Consider the following 25,676-nt stretch of genomic DNA (forward strand, 5'->3'; position numbering starts at 1 on the left):
GGCGGAGTGTAGAGGGCGCGGTGCGCCGGTGGCTACTGGCCCTTGAGCACCTGCAGGGCCTTGCTGGCCACCGCGTTGTCGGGCTGGGTCTCCAGCACCTTGCCCAGCCAGCGCTCCGCTTCGCTCGCGGCCTTCTGGCGCTCCTCGGGGCGGCGGGCCTTCTGGGCTTCCTCGGTGTAGAGCAGGCCCAGGCGCAGGGCGAACTCGGTGTTCTCCGGGTCCTTGTCCGCCACGTACCGGAGCTCACGCTGCGCGGCCGTGTAGTCCCCCTCCAGCTGGTACACGAGCGACAGCTTTCCCCGCGCGGGCGCCGAGTCCGGCGTCAGCGTCACCGCCACCTGGAAGGCCTCCTTCGCGGTGGCCAGGTCTCGGGACTCCAGGCGCAGGTCGCCCAGGCGGAACCAGGCCAGCTCCAGCAGCGGGTTGAGCGCCACGGCCTTCTCGAAGGCGGTGCGCGCCGCGTCCGCGCGCTGGCGCGACAGGTACAGCTCCCCCAGGTAGAGCTGGTTCTTGCCGTCCTGGGGGGCGCGCTCGATGGCCTGCTTGAACTCGTCCACGGCGCGGCCGGCGTCATCCAGCCGCTGGTAGGCCAGCCCCAAGAGGGCGTGCACCACGGCCAGGTCCGGGTAGTCGTGGAGGATCTCCTCGAAGGCGATGAGGGCGTGCTGGGGGGCATCCAGCTCGTGCAGGTAGCGCATGCCCTCCTCGAGCTTCGCCTCCGCCGCCTTGGGGAAGTTCTGGAACGGATCCGCCAGCTGGTTCATCAGCGCCCTCGCGGTGGCGACTTCCGAGGGCGTGGGGTTGCCCTTCACGACGGTGCCCAGGGCCTCCACGGCGCCCGCCGCGTCACCCGTGCGGGCCAGGGCCTTGGCCAGGGGCAGCTTCCAGCCCGCGCGCTCCGGGGCCAGCTCCACGGCCTTTCGCAGCGGGCCCATCGCGGCGGCGTACTGCTCCGACTCCAGGCGCGCGACGCCCAGGCGGTAGTGGAACTCCGCGGTGGTGGGGGACAGCGTGATGGCGCGCTCGAAGGCGGCCACGGTGGGGGCGCCCGCGTCCCGGGCCCGGGAGAAGAGGGTCAGGCCCAGCATGTACTGGTCCACCGCGCGCTCGTTCTTCGCGATGGACTGGCGCAGCTCCTCCGCCCAGGCGTCCGCGCGGCCCGCCTTCACCTGGGCCTCGGTGAGGGCGCGGGCCACGTCCACGTCGTCCGGCGTGCGCGCGTGCAGTTCGCGCAGCAGCTTCAGCGCCTCCTCGGGCTGGTTCCCGTCCAGGTACGCGCGGGCCTGGGCCGTGGGGGACAGCGCGGGGGCCTGGGCCTGGCCGTGGCCGCAGCCGGTGACGAGCAGCCCGAGCCCCAGGAGGGCGGCGGGCCAGCGGAGCATGCGGAGGCGGTTCGAGGGCGTCAGCAGGGGCACGGGGAGCTCAGGAGGCCTTGGAGGTGGCGGAAGAGGCGCGCTGGGCGACGCCCTCGCGGTTGGGCGCGGCGACGGCCGTGTCCGGGTCACCGCCCTTGCCGCCCAGGGAGAGGCTGTCCGCGATGATCTGCGCGCGCACGGCGCGGGCCAGACCCTCGCGGTCGTTGTCCGCGAAGCCGGTGGTGTCGATGGGGCGGCCAATCTTCACGCGCACCGGGCCCGGGGTGATGTTCCACGAGTTCTTGGGCATCACGTTGTCGGTGCCCTCGATGGTGACGGGACAGATGGGCACGCGGGCCTTGAGCGCGAGCGCGAAGGGGCCCTTCTTGAAGGGCAGGATGCTGCCGTCCTCGGAGCGGGTGCCCTCCGGGTACAGGAAGATGCTGGTGCCCGCGCGGATCTGCCGGGCAGCCTTGTCCAGCGACGCGATGGCCGACGAGCGGTCGCCGCGGTCGATGAAGATGTGCCCCGCGATCCAGAGGTACCAGCCGATGAAGGGCACCCAGCGCAGCTGCGACTTGGCGACGAAACGGAAGTCCACCGGCACGGCGAGGAAGTGAGCCGGGATGTCGAGCGTGGACAGGTGGTTGCCCACGTAGATGGTGGGCCGCTTCGGGTCCACGTTCTCCCCGCCAATCACCTCCAGCTTCGCGCCCCCCGCCCACAGGAGCACGGGCGACCAGAGCCTCCGGGCGACCCCGACCGAGCGCGACGGGTTGAGCGTCACGAGCATCGCGAGGCATGCGAGGGGAAAGCAGACCGCGGACCACACCGTGACCACCAGGATGCACCACAGCTTGCGCAGCATGCGTCGCCTTTTCTCCTACCGGGTGGCTTGAGCGCCGGACGGGCCCCGGGGGTGCCGCTCACCGGTCGGGCAGCCAGGCGGCTCGGCGGGGGCGCCGGCACGGGCTCCTGGGCGTGCGCAACGGGGCGGGGGCATGCACTTTATCTACCATGGCTCCCCTCGCCATTGTTTCTGGTGAATGCTGCTCGCTGGGGTTACAAGCAAGGGTGGCGTGGCCAGGAAAAAGTTCATCGCCATCGCGGGCAATATCGGGGCCGGAAAGACGGAGCTCACGTCCTTCCTGTGCCGGAAGTACGGCCTCACGCCGTCCTTCGAGCCCAATGACCAGAACCCGTACCTCGCGGATTTCTACAAGGACATGAAGACGTGGGCGTTCCGCTCGCAGCTCTTCTTCCTCACGCACAAGTTCCGCCTGCACCGGGAACTGGAGCGTACGCCAGGCACCGTGCTCCAGGACCGGACGCTCTACGAGGACGCGGAAATCTTCGCCAAGAACCTCCACCGCCAGCGGCTCATCGACAAGCGCGACTGGTCCACGTACTGGGAGTTGTACCAGACCATCTCCCAGTCGCTCCGGCCGCCCGACCTGATGATCTACCTGCGCTGCCCGGTGGTCACCCTGAAGGAGCGCATCCGCCTGCGCGGGCGCGCCATGGAGAAGGACATCCCGACCGCGTACCTCAAGCGCCTCAACGCCCTCTACGAGGAGTGGTTCGGGGGCTACTCGCTGTCGCCGGTGCTGGTGCTGGGGACGGACAAGCTGGACTACCTCACCAACCTGGTGGACCGCGTGGACCTCTTCCGGCAAATCGAGAAGCACCTGTGAAGGAGGTCTACGTCCTGGCCACCGAGCAGCCCGTGCCGCCGTCCCTGGAGTCGCTGCGCGCGGCGTTCTCCACGGACGAGGTGGAGTTCGTCCCGCACGAGGGCGACTGGGGCTTCACCGTGCGGGCGGACGGGTCGGAGGTGAAGGTGGTGCTCAAGCCCCTGAGCGACGGCCGGCCGCGCGTCAGCCAGGAGCTGTTCAGCGGCAGCCCGGAGGCCTTCGCGCGCGTGGAGAAGGCGCAGGCCTGCTACGCGTTCCTGCTGGAGCCGGGCGGCGCGCAGCCCACGCTGCCCGTCTTCGAGGCGCTGTGGACCGTGCGCACGCTGATGGAGCAGGCGCCGGGCGTGCTCGTGGACATGACAGCGTTCAAGCTGCACGAGCCCGAGGACGTCGTCGAGATCACGGAGCTGGACTTCGACATCCGCGACCACGTGCACCTGCACGCCATCGAACTGGCGGAGGGTGACACGCCGCTGTGGGTGCACTCGCACGGGATGGAGAAGTTCGGCGCGCGCGACGTGGAGATCTTCCACCTGGGCGAGGGCGACCTGCTGGCCGCGGAGAGCTTCCTCCACGAGCTGTGCACGGACCTGGCGTTCGCGCAGGGGCCGGCCTTGCGCGCGGAGGTGTCCACCAGCGAGGGGCAGAGCTTCACCCTGGTGCCCTCCGAGGAGGCCCGAGCGAACCTGCTGGGCGTGCCGCTGGACGCCTTCGAGGGCCACGAGGGGCTGTTCCTCACGGTGGTGTCGCCGCTGGGTCGGCACAACACGGCGGAGCTGCTGGCCACGTACCGGGAGCGCTTCGCCAAGGAGCCGGCCGAGCAGACCCAGGCCATGCACGAGGAGGCGCAGGCGCTGCTGCCCGCGTTCCTGGCGCGCTTCCAGCGCAAGGGGTTGATGGAGCCCCTGACGTTCCTGGTGCGGGCCCCCTTCGAGACGCACCCGGAGGGCGAGGTGGTGGTGGAGAACCTGTGGCTGGAGGCGGTGGCCCGGGACGAGGGCTCCGTCGTGGGCCGGCTGGTGGACGGCGCGGTGCACACCACGGAGTGGCGCAAGGGGGCGCACGTGGAGGTGGAGGAGAAGCAGATCAACGCCCTGGCCATTGCCCGGGAGGGCCGCGCGCTCAACGAGTCCGAGCTGCGCAGTCTCCTGACCGCCGAACGCCCGATGTAGCGCCGCGCGTCCAACCCGACGCGTCTTGCCGGCGCCCCGAGGGGCGCTGCTAGGCTCCGCGCCCGAATGCCGGCACTCCTGCTGCTCACGGGCCCGTCCGCGGGGCGCCGGTACGAGGTCGTCTCCCAGCTGACCCTCGGCCGCAGTCCCTCCTGCGACATCCCGCTGGAAGACGACCAGGTGTCGCGGCGCCACGCGCAGCTGTTCCTGGACACCGTCGCGGGGCAGGTGCGGCTGCGCGACCTGGGCTCCACCAACGGCACGCTGCTCAACGGGCAGCGGCTGGCGCTCCAGGAAGAGGCGGTGCTGCGGCCGGGTGACCGGATGCGCGTGGGCGCCACCATCGCGGTGTACGAACCGCCGCCGGTGTCCATCGTCGACGAGCCCTCCGGCGCGCCCGCCTCGGAGCCGCAGCACGTGCCCATCGAGGAGGTGCTGCCGCACGTGGGCGCGGCCGCGGCGATGTACTCGGCGGGGACGGCGCTCCTGGGCGCCACCAGCGAGGCGATGGTGCTGCGGCGGCTGTCCGAGGAGACGGCGCACGCGCTCAACGCGGACCGCGCGGCGGCGCTGTTGAGCGGGCCGGAGGGGCTCCGCACGGCGGCGGTGTCCGGCGCGGCGTCCGTGGAGGTGCCTCGCGCGCTGGTGCAGGCGGCGCTGGAGCGCAAGGAGCTGGGGCGGACGGACACGGCGCTGTGCTCGCCGCTGGTGGCTTCGGGCGGGATGCCCTTTGGCGTGCTGTACGTGGAGCGCGAGGAGTCGCCGTTCACGGAGGGCGAGGGGCAGCTGCTCGCGTCGCTGGGACGGCTGGGCGGCGAGGCCTATACGGCGGTGCGCTCGCGCGCCGAGGCGGAGGCGGCGGAGCTGCCCTGGGTGACGCCGCTGGGGACCTCGCGGGCGTTCCGGGGCGTGGTGGAGGAGGCGCGGCGCGCGGCGGGCAGCGCCGCCCCGGTGGTGCTGTACGGCGAGCCGGGCACGGGCAAGGCGCTGCTGGCGCACTTCCTCCATGGCAAATCTCCGCGCGCGCTGGGGCCGTGGGTGACGGTGGAGTGCCGGCAGTCCCTGGAGGCGGTGGAGGTGGCGCTCTTTGGCCGTGCGGGCGCGCCCGGCCAGCCTCCGGTGACGTCCGCGGTGCTGCGGGCGGACGCGGGCACGCTGCTCCTGCGCCACGTGGAGGCGCTTCCCCGTCCGGCGGCGGAGCGGCTGGCGCGGATGCTGGCCCGGCGCGCCGCTCCGGCACGGCAGGGCGGCGAGGAGCCCGTGGACGTGCGCATCGTCGCCACCAGTGCCTCGCCGGTGTCGCGGCTCGCGTCCCGGGGAGAGTTCGACGCGGCGCTGGCCCGGGGGCTGGCGGGCTTCGAGCTGGAGGTGCCGCCGCTTCGGGAGCGGCGGGGCGACGTGCCGGTGCTGCTGGAGCACTTCGCGCTGCGCGGCGCCCGGCAGGGAGGGCGGGAGGCGCCGGTGCTGGGACCGGAGGCCCGGCGCCTGCTGGCGGAGTATCCGTGGCCGCAGAACGTGCGCGAACTGGAGCTGGTGGCGGAGCGGCTGGGGCGCGTGTACGCGGCGGGCCACGTGGGCATCCCGCAGCTGCCTCCGGAGGTGCGCGAGGGCGCGGTGGGGCAGGCGCCTCGCACGTTGCAGGAGCAGGTGGCCCGCCTGGAGCGCGACGCCATCGCGGAGGCGCTGCGCGAGTCCGGCTGGAAGAAGGTCCGCGCGGCGGAGCTGCTGGGCATCAGCCGGCCCACGCTCGACCGGAAGATGGAGGAGTACGGGCTGACGCTGGAGCGCGGGACTCGCGGCTGAGCCGTCAGGCCTTCGTGACGGCGGTGTCCTTGCGGCGGCTGATGAGAACGCCCGTGAGGATGAGCGCCGCGCCGAGTATCTGGAACAGGGTGGGGCGCTCGCCGCGAATCGCCCAGGCGGTGAGGGCGGCGACGACGGGGATGCCGGTGCCGTAGAGCGTCGTGCGGTTGGTGCCCACCTGCTGCACGCTGCGGAACCACACGAAGTACGCGAGCACCAGCGGCACCAGCGCCGAATACACGAGGGCGATCCAGCCCGCGGCGCTCACGCGCGACGTGTCCAGCGCGATGACCTGGGAGGCTCCGGCCAGCACCACGCCCGGGGCTCCCGTGAGCATGGTGATGGCGGTGACGCGCAGCGCGGACACGCCCGTGCCCACCGCGCGCGTGCCCACCGTGTAGATGGCCCAGCACAGCGAACTGCACACAATCAGCGCGTCGCCCGTCCACGTCGCCGCGCCCAGGTTCGGGCCCCGCGCTCCGACCACGAGCAGCATTCCCACGACCGCGAGGGACAGGCCCGCGACGACCGGGCGCCGCAGCCGCTCGATGCCGAGCACCGCGCCCAGCGCCGCCGTCACCACGGGGCTGACCGCCGTGAGCATCCCGCTGTTGGCCGCGGTGGTCCGCGCGAGGCCCTCGATGAAGAACAGCTGATAAAGCGTGTTGCCGACGAACCCCAGCGCTGTGAGCCGCAGGAACGTCTTCCACGGCATCGGCTTGTGGCCTTCCACCGCGAACAACACCAGCCCCATCGCGAGCGCCGCGAGCCCGAAGCGCAGCGACATGAAGGCCCGGGGCGGCATGCCCTCCAGCGCGTCCTTCACGAGGGTGTAGTTCGTCCCCCAGACGACCACGACGGCGAGCATCGCGACGTCGGAGGCGGAGAGGAGACGGGCAGGCGCTGCGACCGCGGGCGACGAGGTACTCACGCGGCGGGGCATAGGGCGCCGCGAGTCCGGATGCAACCGACGGAGCTGCAACGAACAGGCAGCCCGTGCCGCTTCCACGGCGGGTGACCCGCACGCGCGGTGCTCCGCCCGGGCGACGTCACGCCGACGTTTCCCCATGCCCGTGCTTGTCCGTCCGCCCCGCCCATGGCGTAAATGCTCGCCCATGGACTTCCGCTATTCGGACGAGGTGCGGCGCGCGAAGGACTCCGGGCAGCCGCTGGTGGCGCTGGAGACGAGCGTCGTCGCGCAGGGCCTGCCGTATCCCGACAACCTGGCCGCCGCTCGTGCGTGCGAGGAGGCCATCCGCCGCGCCGGCGCCGTGCCCGCGCCCATCGCCATCGTGGACGGCGAGGTGTGGATTGGCCTGGAGGACGCTGCGCTGCGCCGGCTGGCCGAAGGGAAGGAGAAGCTCCTCAAGCTGGGCTCGCGCGACCTGGCCGTGGCGATGGCCACCCGCGCCAGCGGCGGCACCACCGTGAGCGCCACGTGCGAGTTGGCCGCGGCGGCGGGCATCCGAGTCTTCTCCACCGGCGGCATCGGCGGTGTGCACCGGGGCGCCTCCGAGCACTGGGACATCTCCCAGGACATCGCGGCGCTGTCCCGCTACCCCGTCGCCGTGGTGTGCGCGGGCGCCAAGTCCGTGCTGGACCTGCCCAAGACCATGGAGCTGCTGGAGACGGCGGGCGTGCCCGTCATCGGCGTGGGCACGAACGAGCTGCCGTCCTTCTACAGCCGCGAGTCTGGCCTCTCCCTGGAGCACCGCGCGGACGACGCGGAGTCCGCCGCGCGCATCGCCCACGCGCGCTTCGACATGCTGGGGCAGGGAGGGGTGCTCTACACCGTGCCGCCTCCGGCGGAGGCCGCGCTGGGCCGCAACGACGTGGAGCTGCACATCGCGTCGGCGCTGGCGGACGCGGACCGTCAGGGCGTGCGCGGCAAGGCCGTGACGCCGTTCCTCCTGGGCGAGATGGCGAAGCGCACCGGCGGCAAGAGCCTCAAGACGAACCTGGCGCTGCTGGAGAACAACGCGCGCTTCGCGGGGGCGCTGGCCGTGGCCTACGCCCGCCTCGCGAAGCGCTGAGCTCCGGCGCTCAGGCCGCGCGGTGCTGGAACCAGGACATCAGGTCCTCCAGCGCCGCGCGGTCCACGTCGTCGAAGGTGTTCTTGTGCTCGGAGTCGATGTCGAGCACCGCGAGCAGCTCGCGGTTGCGCCCGAACACGGGCACGACGATCTCCGACGCGGAGCGCCCGTCGCAGGTGATGTGGCCCGGGAAGGCGTGCACGTCCGCCACCACCACCGTCTCCCCCTTCGCCGCGGACGTGCCGCACACGCCCTTGCCGAAGGTGATCTCCAGGCACCCGAGCGTCCCCTGATAGGGGCCCACGCGCAGCAGCTTCCCGGGCGTCACCACCCGGTAGAAGCCCGTCCACAGGTGGCCGAAGGCGTGGTGCAGCAGGCAGCTCATCGTCGCCATCGCGCAGATGTCGTCATCCACGCCTTCGAGGATGGCGAGGGCGTGCGTCTTCAGCTCGGCGTATGCCTCGGTCTTGGGCTGACCGCGCAGATCCAGGGTGACTTCGGCCATGATGGGGTCCTCTGTCAGGAAGTCCGTCCCGCCCCTTCTAACAACCCTCGTGCCCGCTGGCACAAGGAGGTCGTGTGGAACCGCTCGTCCTGGATTCGCGAACCCGTCTGCTCGTGCTCACCGGTGCTGGAGTCTCCGCGGAGAGCGGGGTGCCCACCTTCCGGGGCATGAACGGGCTGTGGGAGAACCACCCCGTCGAGGCCGTGGCGTCCCCCCAGGGCTTCGAGGCGAACCCCGCGCTCGTCTGGCGCTTCTATTCGCAGCGCCGGGCCGGTGCGGCGGACGTGAAGCCCAACCCGGGCCACGACGCGCTGGTGCGCTGGGAGCAGCACCTGGGGGACCGCTTCCTCCTGGCCACCCAGAACGTGGATGGCCTGCACACGAAGGCAGGCAGCCAGCGCGTGGTGGACATGCACGGCAACCTCTTCCGCACGAAGTGCGCGGACTGCGCGCGCGAGCCCTTCGCCGACGCCACCGTGCACCCATCGGGCACCGTGCCGAAGTGCGACAGCTGCGGGGGCCGGCTGCGGCCGGACATCGTCTGGTTCGGGGAGATGCTGGACCCCAAGGACCTGGCGCGCATCGGCGAGTTCATCTCGCGCCAGGACGGCACGCGGCTGGTGTTCCTGGCCGCGGGGACGTCCGGCGCGGTGTGGCCGGCGGCGGGCATCGTGGACGAGGTGCGCTCCGTGCGCGGGGACACGTGGCTCGTGAACTACGAGTCCGCCGCGAACACGGAGCGCTTCCACCACTTCGTCCAGGGCCAGAGCGGGCAGGTGCTGCCCACCCTGGCGAAGCTGGCCTGAGGCCCCGGGCTCACGGCCCCCGGAGGACGGTGAGCCCCTGGTCGGTGAGGACCAGCAGCATGCTCGGCTTCACGCTGGGCTCGTAGACGAGCTGCAGGACGCGCTGGCCGGACACCTCCCGCACCTGGGCCAGCGTGGTGCCGTCGGCCTCCAGCCGCCAGAGGCCCGCGCCGCTGGTGCCGATGTAGAGCGCGCCGTCGTCCGTCGCCTTGAGCGAGAGGATGCGGTTGGTGGGCAGGCCCGCGAGCTTCGACCAGTTGCCCGCCGAGCGGGACTTCGGCGTCAGCGCCCAGACGCCGTACTCCGCGCTGCCCAGGTAGTAGCGGCCGGAGCTGACCTGCTCGAAGGCGCGCCAGTAGTCGTCGGTGGTCTGCCCGTTGAGCGCGTCGTTGTAGCTCTTGAACTTCCAGGGCGTGGGGCCTTCCCAGGTGAGCTCGCGGTCCCACTCCTCCAGCTTCGGGCTGGGCACGAGCACGCCGAGCATCTGTTCGTTGGCGACGAGGACGTCACCGTTGGGCGCGATGCCCAGGCCATGCATGTAGGGACACTGCAGCGAGCCCCATTCCGAGCCGTCCTCGAAGAGGTACCAGCCCGGGTGGCGGTGGCTGTTGTAGGTGAGCCCCTGGACGCGCGTCACGCCGTGGTTGGTGGTGATGTAGAGGTCGCCGCGGTCGCGGCCGCGCGTCACGCGGGCGCAGTTGAGGACGGAGCGGTCCTCCTCGTAGTGGAAGTCATTGGTGTTGTGGATGCCCGCCTGACGGTCCTTGTTCGACGCGCCGGTGGTGCGCCACAGGTGCTCCTCGAGCGTGACGCTGCCGTCGGGTTGGACGCGGACGGCGTCGAGGTCTCCCTTCTGGTACTCGGCGAAGCGCTCGGGCGAGTAGCCCGCCTCGCCCCTCCAGGGGATGTACGTGCGTTGCTCGATGCCCTCGGCGCGCTTCATCTCGTTGGCGGTGTAACCGACGTAGGCGCGTCCGGCCTCTCCGCCGCAGATGACCGAGGAGCTCATCGCGAGCGCCTCCGGACCGAACGGCTCGCGCGCCTGGCCGACGCCGGTGGTCCACGTGGGCGCGGTGTCGCCCGGGCGAAGCACGCCGATGCGGCGGCCGTCGAGGAGCCAGACGTTCAATCCCTCATCGACGCCGACGCTCTGGGGTTTGCCGACGCCATACGAGCGCGTGTAGTCGAGCACCGCGTCCGTGGGCCACGGGCCCGCGTCGGGTGTTTCGCCGGTGCCGGCATCCGGATCCGGCGTCGTCCCCGCGTCGGGGGTTCCGCCCGCATCGGGTGTCCCCCCATCTTCGCCAGGAGGGAGCGTGCCTGCGTCCGGAATGGAACCCGGCGGGGGGAGCGTGGGAACTTCGTTTCCGTCGGATGGATCGACGACAGGGTCGTCCTGCGGATCAACTGTCGGCGACCCGTCGTTGCAACCCGCCGACAACAAAGACATGACCACCAACCCCGTCCCCACCACGCCTGCGCGAATACCCATTCCGTGTCTTCCTCCACGGGGGCTTCATGGCAAGACCCGGGCCAGCGTGTTTCACGTCAGGTGGCTTCAATCCCTTGCGTCAACGCGGCGCGTGCGCGGCCCGTGTTGGCGTGCCTTCCAGTCCCCTTCGCCACGAGCCTCGCCATGTCACAGGAACGCTTCACGACCAGCCGCGAGGTGTATCACCGCATCCGGTGGGATCCCCGGCTTGACGCCCGCGAGTTCGCCGTCGGCTACGACGCGCACCGTGGCGCGATGGAGGAGATGCCCTTCGAGGCGTTCGTCCCCGATGGCGAGATCCCGTGGCACCGCGTCTGGTACTTCAAGCGCGGCCCCCTGGTGGTGTGGGACCGCAAGGAGCGCATCGACCTGCTGAGCAATGCCCGGCCTGAGGAGGAGGAGCCCGCTCCGGCTCCGCTCCTCGCGGTGCCGGGTTTCACGCCGCTGCCCGCATGGCGGTTCGACGCGCGCTCGGGTTCGTGGACGGAGCGTTCGCCTGAGCCGGGCCACGCGGTTCCCCATCCGGTTTCGCTCACCGTCGCCACCTTCAACGTCCTCTTCGACCTGTACGACGCGGAGTTGCTGGCGACCGAGCGCAGGACCCCGGCGGCGCTCACGCTGCTCCGTGAAACGGACGCGGACGTCATCGCGCTCCAGGAAGTCACCCCGTCCTTCCTTCGGGCCCTGCTCGCGCAACCATGGGTGCGCGAGCACTACTGGCTGTCCGACGGTCCCGGCGCGCGCACCGTGGAGCGCTATGGCCAGGTGCTCTTGTCTCGCGTGCCGTTCGCCTCCGTGTGGCAGCGCGTCTTCACCCGGGACAAGCGCATCATCACCGCCGAGCTGCGCCTCGCCGAGGGCCCGCTGTGGGTGGCCACTCCGCACCTGACGAGCAACCGGGATCCCTCCGGCGCCTCCGCGCGCGCCGTGCAGGTCGAGGCCCTTCTCGAATGGGCCCGTGCTCTCGGTGCCACGGGTGACAAGGAGAATCCGGACTTGGTGCTGGCCGGTGACTTCAACTTCGGTGACGGGGCGCCGGAAGCGGAGTCGTTCACGCGTGCGGGCTTCGTGGATGCGTGGTCCGCGCTGCGGCCTTCGGAAGCAGGGGAGACGTTCAACCCCCGGCTGAACACGCTGGCGGCGCTCACCACTGTCTCGGGGCGACTCCAGCGGTTGGACCGGGTGCTCGTGGCGTCTCCTTCGGGCCGGTTCGCTCCGGCGGCCGTGGACCTCTTCGGCGAAGCGCCCCTGGCGGGCCCTCCCGCGCCCACCGGGCAGGCCCTCTTCGTGTCGGATCACTTCGGACTGCGCTGCGTCCTCCACCGGGAAGCGGTTGCGCTCACGCCGCGGAACTCCACGGCCCTTGTCCACCACACCGCCCTGGTGCTCATTCCCCCGGAGGACGTCTGGGGACCCATCCAGGCACTGCGCAAGAAGCACGACGCGAAGTTCCAGCGGTGGATGCCTCACGTCACGCTGCTGTATCCGTTCGTCCCGGAGGAAGACTTCGAGACGGCGGAGGCGCTCCTCGTGGATGCCCTCCAGGGCGTCGAACCCTTCGAGGTGACGCTCTCGGAGTTCAGCCACTTCGAACACCGCGCCAACGCGACGGCGTGGCTTCGTCCCGAGGCGCAACCCTCCGGCGCGCTGGCGGCCCTGCACGCGAGGCTCGTGGCGGCCCTGCCCGAATGCGCCACCTCCACCCATGGCGGCTTCACGCCCCACCTCTCCGTGGGCCAACTCCCGCTCTCCTCGGACACGGACATCGCCCGCACGCTCGCGGAGTGGCAGCGAAGCTGGCGGACCCTGAAGTTCCGCGCGGGCGAGCTCTGTCTCATCCGCAGGAAGGGCGACACCCCCTTCGAGGTCATCCGGCGCATTCCCCTTGGACAGGCACGGAGCGCGACGCCGGAGCACGAAGACGCTCCATTGCGCGAAGCACTGGGCTCCCTCGACGCTGGCGAGTCCCAAGCCGGACACGCAGCCAGGACCGCGGCGGTGGGCACACTTCGCCAGCACTGCGAACGGATCGGCGCCACGCTGCATCCCTATGGCTCGTATCTCCTGGGCACGGATGGCGCGGGCAGCGACGTGGACGCGGTCGCCATCGGCCCGGCGAGCCTGCCCCGCGAGGACTTCGCTCGAGCGCTCCTCCAGGCGCTGGTACCCGGCACGGCTCGCTACGTGGCGGACGCCGCCATCCCGCTGGTGAAGCTGTCCCTGGGAGGCGTGAGCTTCGACCTGGCCTATGCGAGCAGTCCGGAGGGCGTACCCGCGGAAGACCCCCTGACGCTGCTCGCGCTGCATGGCGACCGGCTCGACTCCGCGGGCCTGCGCGCCGTGCTGGGACTGGCGGACACGTTGGGTCTGATGGACGCCCTTGCCCGTGACAGTGCACGGTCCGAGCGGTTTCGGACCCTGCTGCGCGCGGTGAAGGCCTGGGCGCGGGCGCGGGGCATCTACTCGCACGCGCTGGGCTACCTCGGCGGCTTGTCGTGGACGCTGCTCGCGGCCTGGGCCTGCACCCGCGCGACCCCGGACGCGATGCGCTCCGACGCGTCGCTGCTCACGCACTTCTTCAGCACCTTCGCCTCCTGGCCGTGGCCCCAGCCCGTGGCGCTCACACCCGAGACGGCGCGCTACCGGCCCGACGGCAAGCGCGACCTCCTGCCCGTCATCGCTCCCGCGCTCCCCGCGCGAAACACCGCGCGCAACGTGTCGCGCTCCACGTTCCGCGTCCTCCGGGAGGAACTGCTTCGCGCCCGCGAACTCGTGGCCAACGCCCGCGCCGCACGCACTCCCTCCGCATGGGCAGCGCTCTTCCAACCCCTCGACGTCAACGAGGCCCCACCGGCCGCGCTGCGCCTGTCCGTCGAAGCCGCCACGTCCGAGGACCGGGAGCGCGTCGCGGGTTGGGTCCTCGGACACGTCACGGCCCTGGTGTATCGGCTGGAAGGGGACCGGCGTCTCTCCGTGCGTCCGTTCCTGCCCGCGCACGCCTCAGGCTCCCTGCTCATCGGGCTGGAGGTGCGCGAGGCCCGGGACGTGGCTGCCTTGTCCTGGCAGCCCCAGGGGCCGTTGTTCGCGGCCGTGGAGGCGTTCCGCGTGTCCTTCCAGGAATGGGAGCACCGCCCGGCCGGCGCGGTGCTCCAGGTCGAACTCGTGCGAGGCAATGACAGCTCACGGAGCGATGCGCCGGCTCCGTAAAGCCTGTCACCCAGACGCCCGCGTCACTTCGCTCCCGGGAGCCACGAACCCCAGCGCACGATCCGCGCGCCACCCTCCGGAGCGTTCTTGCCGCCCGTCACGACGCGCTCCGTGCTGCTGGCGAGCGGCTGGAAGCGCGCCTCGTAGGGCAGGCCCGCGAGTCCCGGCGCCCACGGCTCGGCTGCGTAGGTCTCGGAGAAGACGCGCTGGGTGCCCTCGACGTCCTCACTGCTCCGCGTGATGAGGGCAGGCACGTCGCGGCCCTCCGCGCTGAACGTGCCACGGGTGCCGGACAGGGCGGCGGCGGGCGGCCAGTCCCCCGCGGACAGCACCTCCCACGGCAGGCCCATCAGCAGCTCCTCCAGGGGCTCCGGCTCGGCCTGGGAGAAGTCCGAGCACGGGGCGGCGTTGGCCTCGACGGGGCCCTCGGTGCGCAGCAGGTAGCCACGCTCGGCGCTGAAGCACACGCGCTGGACTCCGGGCGTGGTGCCCGCCACGTCCACGAACCGCTCGTAGTACGCGCCCGGACCCAGGGGCCGCTCCAACGCGGGCGCGGGGGCGCTGGCCTCCGCTGAACCCTCACGCACCTCGCGCAGCGTCATCTGGAAGCCGCCCTGTGCGCCGAAGCCTGACGCCTCCATGCCCGCTTCAATCAGGCCACGGGTGAGGTACAACGGGCCCGGCGTGTTGGCGTACACGTGCGTGCGCAGCGGGCCGTCCACGGGGCGCTGGTCGCTGACGTAGCGGACGGCCTCCCAGCTGCGGCCCGCGCTGGACGCGACCTCGGCGGAGGCCTTGCCCCCGTGAGGGACTTCGAGCGGGCGCGTCGTGTCCGCGCGCACGGGGAGGAGCAGGTCCTGCGCCAGTCGCGCCTGGGAGAGGGGCTTGCCGGACGCGTCGCTGAAGGCCACGCGCACCCACACCCAGGGCTGCTGCACGGCCACCACCTCCAGCGTCAGCTGCCCCTGGAGGGTGCGCGCGGTGCCGCCACCGCCCCGGGGCGAAGGCCCTTGCGTCGCGGTGAAGCCGTAGGTGACGCGGTCTCCCACGCGTGCGCGCGCCCAGGCATCAGCGGACTGCACGGACGCGGTGTCTTGCGACCGCGTGTCGGAAGGGGACGGGCCGCTCGACTTCGTGCTCTCGCAGCCGGGGAGGAACGACAGGGCCGCACCCAACAGCGCGGCGATGGGGAGGGAAGGGCGCATGGACATGGGGACGGGATATCCCGGGAGCGGATTCACTCCCAGCTCTAGCGAGGCCTACAAGGATTTCTTGGATTAACGGGGTAAATGAGACCCCAGGGCAGGTGACTGATTGAAAGACACCCCTGTCCGAAAACAGGAGGTCTCCCATCGGGGAGCCAAAAGGACTGTCATCGCAACCACTTGCGCTTCCAGCTGTCATATCGGTTTACACCCAGTTTCTTGGAAGCTGGAGTGCAGGCGCTCCATGAAATTCAACAAAATCGAGTTATTCCCTCTGGAGCATGGTTGGCCCGGCAGTTGCTCAGTGGCGGGGCAAGCTGTCCGCGGCTGACGGGAAGGTCAGGCGGCGGCGAATCTCCCCCGAACCAGAGGAACGACGAATGTTCAAGAAGGCGGCAGTCCTCGTGGCGAGCTGTGGTGCGTTGCTGTCTGGCTGCGGTACCGACCTGGAGAGCGAGAACCAGGAGATCGTCGCCAACCTGATCGAGGCCGGCTTCCCCGCGGACGACATCATGGAGGCGGACGGTCAGGTGTACGTGGGCCGTGACGCGCACGTGAGCCTGGCGGCGTCCCGCGAGATGCTCCAGACGGGCAAGGAGACCCAGGAGCAGTACCGCACGACGAACCTCGTCTCCTCGAGCGTGACGAAGATCTGCGTGAACCCCACGTCCACGTTCAACAGCTACACCCGCCTGAGCCAGGGCCTTGACCTGGCCATCCAGAACTACAACCAGCGCGCCCTGAGCTTCACCATGGCGCGTGGCCCCACCACGGGCTGCAGCGCGAACATCACCGCGACGGTGACCTCCGGCGCCGGCGGCTCCGCGGGCTTCCCGTCGGGCGGCCTGCCCTACAACACCATCAACATCGGCACCAGCCTGAACACCTACAGCGTGGACGTGAACGAGCACGTCATCACGCACGAGCTGGGTCACACCATCGGCTTCCGTCACTCGGACTACTACAACCGCGCCATCTCCTGCGGCGGCGCCGCCAGCAACGAGGGCACCGCGGGCGTGGGCGCCATCCTCATCAGCGGCACGCCGAGCACCGCGACGGTGGGCGGCTCCATCATGAACTCCTGCTTCCGCTCCACGGAGACGGGCGAGTGGACCAGCTCCGACATCACGGCGCTGAACGCCATCTACTAAGTCATGGCGGTGCGACCCCTTGAGTCCTTCATGAGTCCGAGGGGTCGCATCCTCGCGGGCACCTTCCTCCTCCTGGGCCTGATGGCCTGTGGAAAGGAGAAGGTGCCCGCGGCTTCCCATCCAGCAGTCTGTGAGAGTCCCACGGCGTCGCGGGTGCGCCAGCCGTCGGAGGTGCATGGCCTCACGCAGTGTGGCCCGACCGCCGACTTCACCCCCATCAACAGCTACCAGGGCGAGTTCGCGGACGTCGCGCAGGCGAACGAGGACGCGGTCGTCCTGATTGACGGGCGCTGCACCGGAACGTTGATTGAAGCGAGCGCGGGGCCCGTGGTGGTAACGGCGGGGCACTGCGTCGCGCTCGGCGACCGGCCGCTGCTTGTCTTCAACTTCGAGGAGCAGTCCGACGGCGACCCGCTCATCACCGAGGGCACCGTCATCGAGCAGTCGCTCGAACCCGACTACGCGCTCATCCAGCTCGACGTGCTTCCAAAGGTGACGCCGGTGCTGCTGACGGCCGTCCCCAGCGAACGCCTGGCGATCATCCAGCATCCCCGGGGCAAGCCCAAGGTCATCGCCGAGGGCGAGTACCTGGATGCGTGCAACTCGCTGCTCTACTACGTGGACCTGGACACCCTGGTCGGAAGCTCCGGCGCGGGCGTGCTCAACCGCCAGGGACACCTGCTGGGCATCCACACCGACGGTGATTGCGACGACGCCGGCCGTGGCGCGAACCGGGGTTGGACGACGGAAGCGATTGTCGCGGCGTCGCCCTACCTGGTGGACGCGGACATCGTCGAGCGCTGAGGCCGGACTCCGCTCGACAGGACCCGAGGGGAGACGACCATGTTCAAGAGTGCGGCGGTGCTCGTGGTGGGCTGTGGTGCGTTGCTGTCCGGCTGCGGTGGCGACCTGGAGCAGGAGCACCAGGAGATCGTCTCCAACCTGCTGGAGGCGGGGTTCCAGGCGGGCGACATCCAGGTCTCGGAAGAGGCGGTCTACGTGGGGGGCGACGCGCTGGTGAGCGTCGAGGCCTCTCGCGAGATGCTCCAGTCCGGCGGGGACAGCGCTGAGCAGTACCGGACGACCAACGTCGTCAGCACGTCCCTCGTGACGAAGATCTGCATCAACCCGACGTCCACGTTCACCAGCAACAGCCGGCTGAGCCAGGGCCTGGACCTGGCCATCCAGAACTACAACGCCCTGGGCCTCTGCTTCACGATGGTGCGGGGGCCCACCACCGGCTGCAGCGCGAACATCACCGCGACGACCGCGGCGGGCACGGTCTACAGCTCGGGCTACCCCTCGGGGGGCCGTCCCTACGGGACCATCACCATCGGCACGGGGTGGAACACCGCGCCGCTGGACACGGTCGAGCACATCGTCACCCACGAGCTGGGGCACACGCTGGGCATGCGCCACTCGGACTACTACTCCCAGGTCATCAGCTGCGGCACCGGGGGCAGCGAAGGCACGGCGGGCGTGGGGGCCATCCTCATCCCCGGCACGCCCGCCACGTCCTACGTGAACGGGTCGATCTTCAATGCCTGTCTTCCGCCGAACCCGACCGGTGAGTTCACCAGCACGGACATCACCGCGCTGACGTACCTCTACCGCTGCTGAGTCCGGCGGAGCGCGGCCCGGAGACGCTGAAAGCCGTTCCGGGCCGCCAGGTGCTTCAGCTCAGGGCACGGTGACGGTGATGGGATTGCTGCGCCGCTCGTTGCCCGCGCGGTCCGTGGCGATGGCGACGAGGGTGTGCGTGCCGGACAGGCCCGTGGTGTCCCACGTCTTCGTGTACGGCGCGGTGGTCGCGAAGGGCGTGAGCCACACGCCGTCCACCTCGAAGATGACGTAGGCCATGGCCTGGCTGTCGCTCGCGGAGGCCGCCAGCGTGACGACGCCGCTGACCACCGCGCCGTTGGCAGGCGAGGTGATGACGGAGAGGGACGGCTTCGCGTTGTCCACGATGAACGTCCGCGTGTAGACCACGGACGGGTTGCCCGCGGCGTCGGTCGCCTGGAAGCCCAGGGTGTACGAGCGGTTGCCCAGGACCAGGGTGTTCCACGAGTAGTAGTAGGTGCTGCCGCTGCTGGTGGGGTTGGACGACACCACGCCCCCGTTCTGGAAGACCTGCGCCAGGGCCACGGGCGCGCCGCCCTGCAGGGCCACCGTCCACGACGCGTTGACGGTGCCGCGCACGTAGTTCTGCATGATGGGCGGGTTCTGGGGCTGGCTCCCGACGATCAGCGGGGGATTGTTGTCCACCGTGACGCTCACCACGCTGGAGGTGCCGCTGTTGCCGGCCGCATCGAAGGCCTGCGCCGTCAGCGAGTGCACCCCCGACGCCTGGGACGTCGTGTTCCAGGAGATGCTGTACGGCGCCGCCGTGGCCGAGCCGATGGGCGTGGTGCCGTCGAAGAAGTCCACGCGGGCGACGCCCACGTCATCCGTCGCGTTCGCGGTGACGGCGACGGTGGAGCGCACGTAGCTGCCCGGGGCCGGCGCGGTGAGCTCCACGGTGGGCGCCTGGGTGTCGGGATCCTCCTCCAGCAGGAGCCGGTCCGCCTGCGCCGTGACGATGAGCTTCAGCGGCCGGCCGTTCGCTTCGAGCGCGTTGAAGGCGGAGGGGCCGTCACCCGCGTTGCCCCGCGCCAGGTCGCGCAGGCGCAGGGGAGGGCGCGTCAGGTCCAGCTTCCCGTCGGCGCGCACCGGCCAGTCGCGGAGCAGCTGGGCTGCGCGCTCCCGCATGGCGGGGCTCTGGAGGCTCGACTCGGGGCCGGACTCCTTCGTGAGCCAGCTCCGCACGAAGTCCTCGGGAGCCTCGGGGCCGCTCAGCCGCGCCACCAGCTGGCCGAAGGTCGCCGCGTCCTCCTGTCGGGCCTGGGACACGGTGGTGTCCGGGGTGCTCGCGACCTCACCACAGCCAACGACAGCCAAGGTGCCCGCACCGACGAGCGCGGCGACGAGACCGCGGGTCCCTCTCGAAACGATTCGCATTTGGATTTCCCCTCAGGCGGGCACCCGCGTGGGGTGGGGCGCCCGTGGCAAAAGACATATCAAGAAAGTCTTTCCCGGGTTCAGGGGAATTCGTCTTGGAAAGCTTGTTGCCCCAAGCGGATCAGTCGGCTTGCATTGCGCGCTTCGGCGTGAGCTGCGCTTCGAGCGTCCGGGCCCAATGGGCAAGCACCTTGCGGCGCCGGGTGGTGTCGTCGTGGAGCAGGTTCGCGAGCGCCAGGCCGCGCAGGAGGTCCAGCGTCGCGCGCACGGCGTCGCGCACGTCGCGGTCGCGCTCGTCCAATCCCAGCAGGTCCACGGTGAGCCGGTGCACCTCGCGGCCCACGTGCGTTTCGAGCGGCAGCAGCAGGGCCTTCAGCTCCGCGTCGGCCCCGGCCGCCACCCACAGGTGCGTCGCGGCCGTGAAGAGCGGTCCGGCGTAGACGTCATGGAGCAGGTTCAAGAGGGGCTCGACGCGCCGCCGGCTCTCCGACAGGCCCTTCGCGCGCCGCACCAGCTCCTCGACCTGCTGGTGGAAGACGTGCTCCACGGCGGCCGCGACCAGGGCCGCGCGCGTCGGGAAGTGGTGCTGGCAGGCGCCACGCGACACCCCCGCGCGCTCGGCGATGGCGCCCATTGTCGCCCCCGCCCAGCCCTTCTCCACGAGCACCTCGATGGCGGCCGTCATCAGCTTCTGCCGCGTCACCCGGCTGCGCTCCTGCTCCTGCCGTGTCGTTCCGCTCGCCGCGCCGCTCATGGAGCCACACTGTTGCGGCGGGAAGAAAAAAGCAATCGTGATTGCTTTCTTTGGGTGGCGGGGTACAGACTCGCCGCTCCCTGGCACAGGAGGTGCGATGGACGGGCGATCGCTGCGCATCGGCAATGCATCCGGCTTCTACGGCGACCGCTTCTCCGCGTTCCGGGAGATGCTGGAGGGCGGGCCGCTCGACGTGCTCACCGGCGACTACCTGGCGGAGCTGACCATGCTCATCCTGGGCCGCGACCGGCTGAAGAACCCGGACGGCGGCTACGCCCGGACGTTCCTGCGCCAGCTGGAGGAGACGCTCGGGCTCGCGGTGGAGCGCAAGGTGCGCATCGTCGCGAACGCCGGTGGCCTCAACCCGCAGGGGCTCGCGAACGACCTGCGCGCGCTCGCCACGAAGCTGGGACTGTCCGTCAACATCGCGCATGTCGAAGGCGATGACCTCGTCGGACGCGCGGATGAGCTTGGCTTCGACCAGCCCCTCACGGCGAACGCGTACCTCGGGGGCTGGGGCATCGCGGCCTGCCTGGACGCGGGCGCGGACATCGTCGTCACGGGGCGCGTGACGGACGCGTCGCTCGTCGTCGGCCCCGCGGCCTCCCACTTCGGCTGGAAGCGCGACGACTGGGACCGCCTCGCGGGCGCCATGGTCGCGGGCCACGTCCTGGAGTGCGGAGCCCAGGCCACGGGCGGCAACTTCGCGCGCTTCGGCGAAATCGACGTGCGCCGGCCCGGCTTCCCTCTGGCGGAGGTCTTCGCCGACGGCTCGAGCATCATCACGAAGCATCCGGACACCGGGGGCGCCGTCACCGTCGACACGGTGAAGGCCCAGCTCGTCTATGAAATCGGCGGGGCCCGCTATGCCGGCCCTGACGCCACCGCGCGCTTCGACACCATCGTGATCGACGCGGAGGGCCCCGACCGGGTGCGCCTGTCGGGCGTGCGCGGCGAGCCGCCCCCTCCGGACGTGAAGGTGTGCCTGAACCGGCTCGGCGGCTTCCGCAACGACGCCCAGTTCGTGCTGGTGGGCCTGGACATCGAGGAGAAGGCCGCGCTCGTGCGGACGCAGCTCAACGCGACGCTCAAGCCCCGGCCCTCGGAGGTCCTCTACACGCTCGCGCGCACCGACCACGCCGACGCCCCGAGCGAGGAGCAGGCGTCGGCGACCCTGCGGGTCACCGTGAAGGACGCCGACCCGAAGGTCGCCGGCCGGGCCTTCACCGGCGCCGTGGTGGAGCTCGCCCTGTCCAGCTACCCCGGCTTCTTCCTGCCCGCGCTGCCCGGTGAGGCTTCGCCCTTCGGCGTCTACACCGCGGGCTATGTGGACGCGCGGAAGGTGCCGCACGTGGCGGTGCTTCCGGATGGGCGGCGCATCGACGTGTTGCCTCCGGAGGAGACGCGGAAGCTCGAAGCCGTCCCCGCGCCGTCGCTGCCCGCGCCGCGGCTGGCGGGGCCCACCCGGCGCGCGCCGCTTGGTCAGGTCGCCCTGGCCCGCAGCGGCGACAAGGGCGGGGACGCGAACATCGGCGTCTGGGTCCGCACCGACGAGGCGTGGAGCTGGCTCGTGCACACCCTCACGGAGGAGCGGCTGCGCGCGCTGCTGCCGGAGACGCAGGCGCTGAAGATCCAGCGCCACGTGCTCCCGAACCTGCGCGCCCTGAACTTCGTCATCGAGGGACTGCTGGGCGAAGGCGTCTCGTCGTCCACCCGCTTCGATCAGCAGGCCAAGGCGCTGGGCGAGTGGCTGCGCTCGCGCCACGTCGACGTCCCGGAATCGCTTCTCTAGCGCCTTCGCGCGCCCCCAAGTCCACCGAGGAAGCCATGCAGCAGACCCAGGAACACCGCGCCATCCGACAGACCGTCCGCAAGTTCGTGGAACAGGAGCTGAACCCGCATGTCGACGCCTGGGAGGCCGCGGAGATCTTCCCGGCCCGGGAGGTGTTCCGGAAGCTGGGCGAGCTGGGGCTGCTCGGCATCACGAAGCCCGCGGAGTTCGGCGGCCTGGGGCTCGACGCGTCGTTCTCCGTCGCCTTCGCCGAGGAGCTGGGTCACTGCACCTGCGGCGCGCTGCCCATGGCCATCGGCGTGGTGACGGACATGGCGACGCCCGCGCTCGCCCGCTTCGGCAGCGACACGCTGCGACGGGAGTTCCTGGCGCCGACGCTCACCGGCGAGCGCGTCTGCTCCATCGCGGTGAGCGAGCCCGGCGCCGGCTCCGACGTGGCGAGCGTGACGACCACGGCGCGCCGCGATGGCGACGACTACGTCATCGACGGCAGCAAGATGTGGATCACCAACGGCATGCAGGCGGACTGGGTCTGCCTGCTCGCCAACACGGGGGAGGGACCGGCACACGCGAACAAGTCGCTCATCATCGTGCCCATGGACCGCCCCGGCATCACGCGGTCGAAGATCCGCAAGCTCGGCATGTGGGCGTCCGACACGGCGCAGCTCTTCTTCGACGGCGTGCGCGTCCCCACGCGCTTCCGCATCGGCGACGAGGGGCGCGGCTTCGCCATGCAGATGCAGCAGTTCCAGGAGGAGCGGCTGTTCGTGTCCGCGAGCACGCTCGTCACCTTCGACCGGCTCATCGCCCAGACGGCCGAGTACACGCGGCAGCGCAAGGCCTTCGGCCAGTCCATCCTCGACAACCAGAGCGTGCACTTCCGGCTGGCCGAACTGCAGACGGAGGTGGAGGCGCTCCGGGCGCTCATCTACCGGACCGTCGGCATGTACATCGAGAACAAGGACGACCCGGAGGTCGTGAAGCTCGCCTCGATGTGCAAGCTCAAGTCGGGCCGGCTGGCCCGCGAGCTCGTCGACGGTTGCCTCCAGTACTGGGGGGGCATGGGCTTCACCTGGGACAACCCCGTCGCCCGCGCCTACCGCGACCTGCGTCTGGGCTCCATCGGTGGCGGCGCGGACGAGGTGATGCTCGGCATCATCAGCAAGGCCATGGGCACGCTGCCCCGCAAGGCACGCTAGGAGAACACGATGGGATACCGTTCAGTCTTCGCTCCGGATGCGTTCGCGGGCCGCACCATCATCGTCACCGGCGCCGGCAGCGGCATCGGCCGGTGCACCGCGCACGAGCTCGCGTCGCTCGGCGCGCACGTCGTCCTTGTCGGCCGCAAGCAGGAGAAGCTCGCGAAGGTCGCGGGGGAGCTGGCCTCCGAGGGCCATGCGTCCACGCAGCACGCCGTGGACATCCGCGACGAGGCCGCGGTGCGCGACATGGTCGCCGCCGTCGTCAAGGAGCGCGGCCGCATCCACGGGCTCGTGAACAACGCCGGCGGGCAGTTCCCGTCGCCGCTGTCGGCCATCTCCAAGAAGGGCTTCGAGGCGGTCGTCGCGACGAACCTCACCGGCGGCTTCCTGGTCGCGCGCGAGGTGTTCAACCAGTCCATGACCGACCACGGTGGCGCCATCGTGAACATGCTCGCGGATGCCTGGAACGGCATGCCGGGCATGGGCCACTCGGGCGCGGCCCGGGCCGGCATGTTCAACCTGACGCAGACCGCCGCCGTCGAATGGGCCTTCGCCGGGGTCCGCGTGAACGCCGTCGCGCCCGGCTGGGTCGCCTCCAGCGGCCTGGACACCTACGAGGACCCCTTCGTCCGCGAGATGATCCCCATCCTGCGCAAGCAGGTGCCGCTGCACCGGCTGGCCACGGAGGCGGAGGTCAGCGGCGCCATCGTCTTCCTCCTCTCCGACGTGGCGGCGTTCATCACCGGCGAGGTCATCCGCATCGACGGCGGGGCGTCCTGCAACACCAAGGCGTTCCCGCTGTCGGAGCACTCGAACTCCAAGCCATACGACGGGTTCCACCTGGCCCAGGGGCCCGCCATCCTCGACGGCCCGAAGGAGAAGTGACGTGCCTACGCTCGTCTCCCAAGTCGAACCGGCCTCCGCCGCCTTCACCACGCAGCGCGAGGAGATGCTCGCCCGCGTCGCCCAGCTGCGCGCCATCGAGCAGAAGTCGCGCGACACCGAGCAGCTGGCCCGCGAGAAGTTCAAGCAGCGCGGGCAGTTGCTCCCGCGCGAGCGTCTGGCGCTGCTGCTCGACCGGGGCTCGCCCTTCCTGGAGCTCTCCACGCTCTGCGGCTACAAGCACCACGACGACAGCGACGGCTCGCTGGCCGGTGGCAACACCCTCATCGGCATTGGCTTCGTGTCCGGCGTGCGCTGTCTGGTGTTCGTGAGCAACTCCGCCGTGAAGGGCGGCACCGCGACGCCGTGGGGCGTCCAGAAGGCCCTGCGCGCGCAGGAGATTGCCCTGGAGAACCGGCTGCCCGTCGTGTCGCTCGTGGAGAGCGGCGGCGCGAACCTGCTCTACCAGCAGGAGATCTTCATCCCGGGCGGGGAGACCTTCTACAACCAGGCGAAGCTGTCCGCGGCCGGCATCCCGCAGGTCACCGTCGTCCACGGGTCCAGCACGGCGGGCGGCGCGTACATCCCGGGCCTGTCCGACCACGTCGTGATGGTGCGCGGCAAGGCGAAGGTGTTCCTCGCCGGCCCGCCGCTATTGCTCGCGGCCACGGGCGAGGTCGCTACGGACGAGGACCTGGGCGGCGCGGAGATGCACACCACCGTGGCCGGGACCTCGGATCACCTCGCGGAGGACGACGCCGACGGCATCCGCATCGCGCGGGAGATCGTCGCGTCGCTCGGCTGGAATGATTCCCTGCCTGCGTCCTCGCGTCCCGGCTTCGAGCCGCCGCGCTACGCGGTGGAGGAGCTGTGCGGCGTCGTGCCCATCGACCACCGGCGGCCCTACGACTGCCGCGAGGTGATTGCCCGGCTCGTGGATGGCTCGGACTTCTCGCCGTTCAAGGACGACTACGACGCGCTCACCGTCTGCGGCTGGGCGCGCATCGAGGGCCGGGCGGTGGGCATCATCGGCAACAACGGGCCCATCACGGCGAAGGGCGCGACGAAGGCGGGGCAGTTCATCCAGCTCTGCTGCCAGGCGCGCACGCCCATCGTCTACCTGCAGAACACCACCGGCTACATGGTGGGCACCCAGTCCGAGCAGGGCGGCATCGTGAAGCACGGCGCGAAGATGCTGCAGGCCGTGGCGAACGCGACCGTGCCGCAGATGACCATTCTGCTGGGTGGCGCCTTCGGTGCGGGCAACTACGGCATGTGCGGCCGTGCGTTCCATCCGCGCTTCATCTTCGCCTGGCCCAACGCGCGCACCGCGGTGATGGGCGGCGAGCAGGCGGCGAAGGTGCTGACCATCGTCGCCACGGAGAAGGCCCGGCGCGCGGGGCTGCCGCCCGACCAGGAGTTCCTGGACGGGATGGCGAAGCCGCTCATCGAGCAGTTCGACCAGGAGTCGGACGCCTTCCACTGCAGCGCGCGGCTGTTCGACGACGGTGTCATCGACCCCCGGGACACGCGGCGGGTGCTCGGGTTCATCCTGGCCACGTGCGATGAGGCTTCGCGCCGCACGCTGTCACCCAACTCCTTCGGCGTCGCCCGGCTGTAGCGAGG

Annotated in this window: 21 protein-coding genes; 13 read left to right on the forward strand and 8 right to left on the reverse strand. The window is 70.8% G+C overall.

Annotated features, from left to right (window positions below; translation table 11 throughout):
- Positions 1 to 32: 32 nt before the first annotated feature.
- The gene (locus AABA78_RS37345; RefSeq protein ID WP_338270263.1) at positions 33 to 1,382 is read right to left on the reverse strand and encodes a tetratricopeptide repeat protein; all 1,350 of its coding nucleotides are present in this window, start codon (positions 1,380 to 1,382) and stop codon (positions 33 to 35) included.
- 40 nt (positions 1,383 to 1,422) lie between these two features.
- Complete coding sequence (locus tag AABA78_RS37350) at positions 1,423 to 2,223, reverse strand: lysophospholipid acyltransferase family protein (protein ID WP_253894821.1); 801 nt, start codon at positions 2,221 to 2,223, stop codon at positions 1,423 to 1,425.
- Between the two features lie 211 nt (positions 2,224 to 2,434).
- On the opposite strand from AABA78_RS37350, the gene AABA78_RS37355 reads away from it, so the two are divergent.
- The 3 genes from AABA78_RS37355 (at position 2,435) to AABA78_RS37365 (ending at position 6,024) form a co-directional block, all read left to right on the forward strand.
- Entirely contained in the window at positions 2,435 to 3,049 is a 615-nt protein-coding gene (locus AABA78_RS37355; protein ID WP_171411806.1) for a deoxynucleoside kinase, read from the forward strand.
- On the forward strand, positions 3,046 to 4,221 hold the full coding sequence (locus tag AABA78_RS37360) for a DUF2314 domain-containing protein (protein ID WP_338270266.1): 1,176 nt from the start codon (positions 3,046 to 3,048) through the stop codon (positions 4,219 to 4,221). The genes AABA78_RS37355 and AABA78_RS37360 overlap by 4 nt, the downstream gene beginning before the upstream one ends.
- Positions 4,222 to 4,287: 66 nt before the next feature.
- Positions 4,288 to 6,024, forward strand: coding sequence for an FHA domain-containing protein (locus AABA78_RS37365; RefSeq protein WP_338270268.1), 1,737 nt, complete (start codon positions 4,288 to 4,290; stop codon positions 6,022 to 6,024).
- 4 nt (positions 6,025 to 6,028) lie between these two features.
- Here the strand turns inward: AABA78_RS37365 and AABA78_RS37370 are convergent, their stop codons facing one another.
- On the reverse strand, positions 6,029 to 6,892 hold the full coding sequence (locus AABA78_RS37370) for a DMT family transporter (RefSeq protein ID WP_216622581.1): 864 nt from the start codon (positions 6,890 to 6,892) through the stop codon (positions 6,029 to 6,031).
- Positions 6,893 to 7,139: 247 nt separating this feature from the next.
- Between AABA78_RS37370 and AABA78_RS37375 the strand changes: the two genes are divergently transcribed.
- On the forward strand, positions 7,140 to 8,057 hold the full coding sequence (locus AABA78_RS37375; protein WP_338270270.1) for a pseudouridine-5'-phosphate glycosidase: 918 nt from the start codon (positions 7,140 to 7,142) through the stop codon (positions 8,055 to 8,057).
- 10 nt (positions 8,058 to 8,067) lie between these two features.
- Here the strand turns inward: AABA78_RS37375 and msrC are convergent, their stop codons facing one another.
- Positions 8,068 to 8,562: a free L-methionine (R)-S-oxide reductase MsrC gene (gene msrC / locus AABA78_RS37380; RefSeq protein WP_338270272.1), complete on the reverse strand. Its 495-nt coding sequence runs from the start codon at positions 8,560 to 8,562 to the stop codon at positions 8,068 to 8,070.
- Positions 8,563 to 8,636: 74 nt separating this feature from the next.
- Here msrC and AABA78_RS37385 point away from each other — a divergent pair, with 74 nt between their 5' ends.
- Positions 8,637 to 9,368: an SIR2 family NAD-dependent protein deacylase gene (locus tag AABA78_RS37385; RefSeq protein ID WP_338270273.1), complete on the forward strand. Its 732-nt coding sequence runs from the start codon at positions 8,637 to 8,639 to the stop codon at positions 9,366 to 9,368.
- A gap of 10 nt (positions 9,369 to 9,378) precedes the next feature.
- On the opposite strand, the gene AABA78_RS37390 is transcribed toward AABA78_RS37385, so the two are convergent.
- Entirely contained in the window at positions 9,379 to 10,497 is a 1,119-nt protein-coding gene (locus AABA78_RS37390; RefSeq protein ID WP_338270275.1) for a hypothetical protein, read from the reverse strand.
- A 507-nt stretch (positions 10,498 to 11,004) separates the two neighbouring features.
- On the opposite strand from AABA78_RS37390, the gene AABA78_RS37395 reads away from it, so the two are divergent.
- The gene (locus tag AABA78_RS37395) at positions 11,005 to 14,067 is read left to right on the forward strand and encodes a poly(A) polymerase (protein ID WP_338270277.1); all 3,063 of its coding nucleotides are present in this window, start codon (positions 11,005 to 11,007) and stop codon (positions 14,065 to 14,067) included.
- A gap of 23 nt (positions 14,068 to 14,090) precedes the next feature.
- On the opposite strand, the gene AABA78_RS37400 is transcribed toward AABA78_RS37395, so the two are convergent.
- Positions 14,091 to 15,278, reverse strand: a complete 1,188-nt coding sequence (locus AABA78_RS37400; protein WP_338270279.1) for a DUF6068 family protein — start codon at positions 15,276 to 15,278, stop codon at positions 14,091 to 14,093.
- A gap of 374 nt (positions 15,279 to 15,652) precedes the next feature.
- Between AABA78_RS37400 and AABA78_RS37405 the strand changes: the two genes are divergently transcribed.
- From AABA78_RS37405 to AABA78_RS37415, 3 genes are read left to right on the forward strand one after another with little or no spacing between them, the layout of a single operon-like run.
- The gene (locus AABA78_RS37405; RefSeq protein ID WP_338270280.1) at positions 15,653 to 16,423 is read left to right on the forward strand and encodes a zinc-dependent metalloprotease; all 771 of its coding nucleotides are present in this window, start codon (positions 15,653 to 15,655) and stop codon (positions 16,421 to 16,423) included.
- A 3-nt stretch (positions 16,424 to 16,426) separates the two neighbouring features.
- Positions 16,427 to 17,227 (forward strand): trypsin-like serine peptidase, encoded by an 801-nt coding sequence (locus AABA78_RS37410; RefSeq protein ID WP_338270281.1) that lies wholly within the window; start codon positions 16,427 to 16,429, stop codon positions 17,225 to 17,227.
- Positions 17,228 to 17,266: 39 nt separating this feature from the next.
- Positions 17,267 to 18,043, forward strand: a complete 777-nt coding sequence (locus tag AABA78_RS37415; protein WP_338270282.1) for a zinc-dependent metalloprotease — start codon at positions 17,267 to 17,269, stop codon at positions 18,041 to 18,043.
- A gap of 60 nt (positions 18,044 to 18,103) precedes the next feature.
- On the opposite strand, the gene AABA78_RS37420 is transcribed toward AABA78_RS37415, so the two are convergent.
- Both AABA78_RS37420 and AABA78_RS37425 read right to left on the reverse strand, forming a co-directional pair.
- Positions 18,104 to 19,360 (reverse strand): Ig-like domain-containing protein, encoded by a 1,257-nt coding sequence (locus AABA78_RS37420; protein WP_338270284.1) that lies wholly within the window; start codon positions 19,358 to 19,360, stop codon positions 18,104 to 18,106.
- Positions 19,361 to 19,541: 181 nt separating this feature from the next.
- Positions 19,542 to 20,174, reverse strand: coding sequence for a TetR/AcrR family transcriptional regulator (locus AABA78_RS37425; RefSeq protein WP_338270286.1), 633 nt, complete (start codon positions 20,172 to 20,174; stop codon positions 19,542 to 19,544).
- A gap of 97 nt (positions 20,175 to 20,271) precedes the next feature.
- Here AABA78_RS37425 and AABA78_RS37430 point away from each other — a divergent pair, with 97 nt between their 5' ends.
- From AABA78_RS37430 to AABA78_RS37445, 4 genes are read left to right on the forward strand one after another with little or no spacing between them, the layout of a single operon-like run.
- Positions 20,272 to 21,966, forward strand: coding sequence for an acyclic terpene utilization AtuA family protein (locus AABA78_RS37430; protein ID WP_338270287.1), 1,695 nt, complete (start codon positions 20,272 to 20,274; stop codon positions 21,964 to 21,966).
- Between the two features lie 35 nt (positions 21,967 to 22,001).
- A complete protein-coding gene (locus AABA78_RS37435; protein ID WP_338270289.1) occupies positions 22,002 to 23,165 on the forward strand; it encodes an acyl-CoA dehydrogenase family protein in 1,164 nt (387 codons plus the stop codon).
- A 9-nt stretch (positions 23,166 to 23,174) separates the two neighbouring features.
- Positions 23,175 to 24,053 (forward strand): SDR family oxidoreductase, encoded by an 879-nt coding sequence (locus AABA78_RS37440; protein ID WP_338270290.1) that lies wholly within the window; start codon positions 23,175 to 23,177, stop codon positions 24,051 to 24,053.
- Position 24,054: 1 nt separating this feature from the next.
- Positions 24,055 to 25,671 (forward strand): acyl-CoA carboxylase subunit beta, encoded by a 1,617-nt coding sequence (locus AABA78_RS37445; protein ID WP_338270292.1) that lies wholly within the window; start codon positions 24,055 to 24,057, stop codon positions 25,669 to 25,671.
- Positions 25,672 to 25,676 lie beyond the last annotated feature (5 nt).

Source organism: Corallococcus caeni, from assembly GCF_036245865.1.
Taxonomy (GTDB): domain Bacteria; phylum Myxococcota; class Myxococcia; order Myxococcales; family Myxococcaceae; genus Corallococcus; species Corallococcus caeni.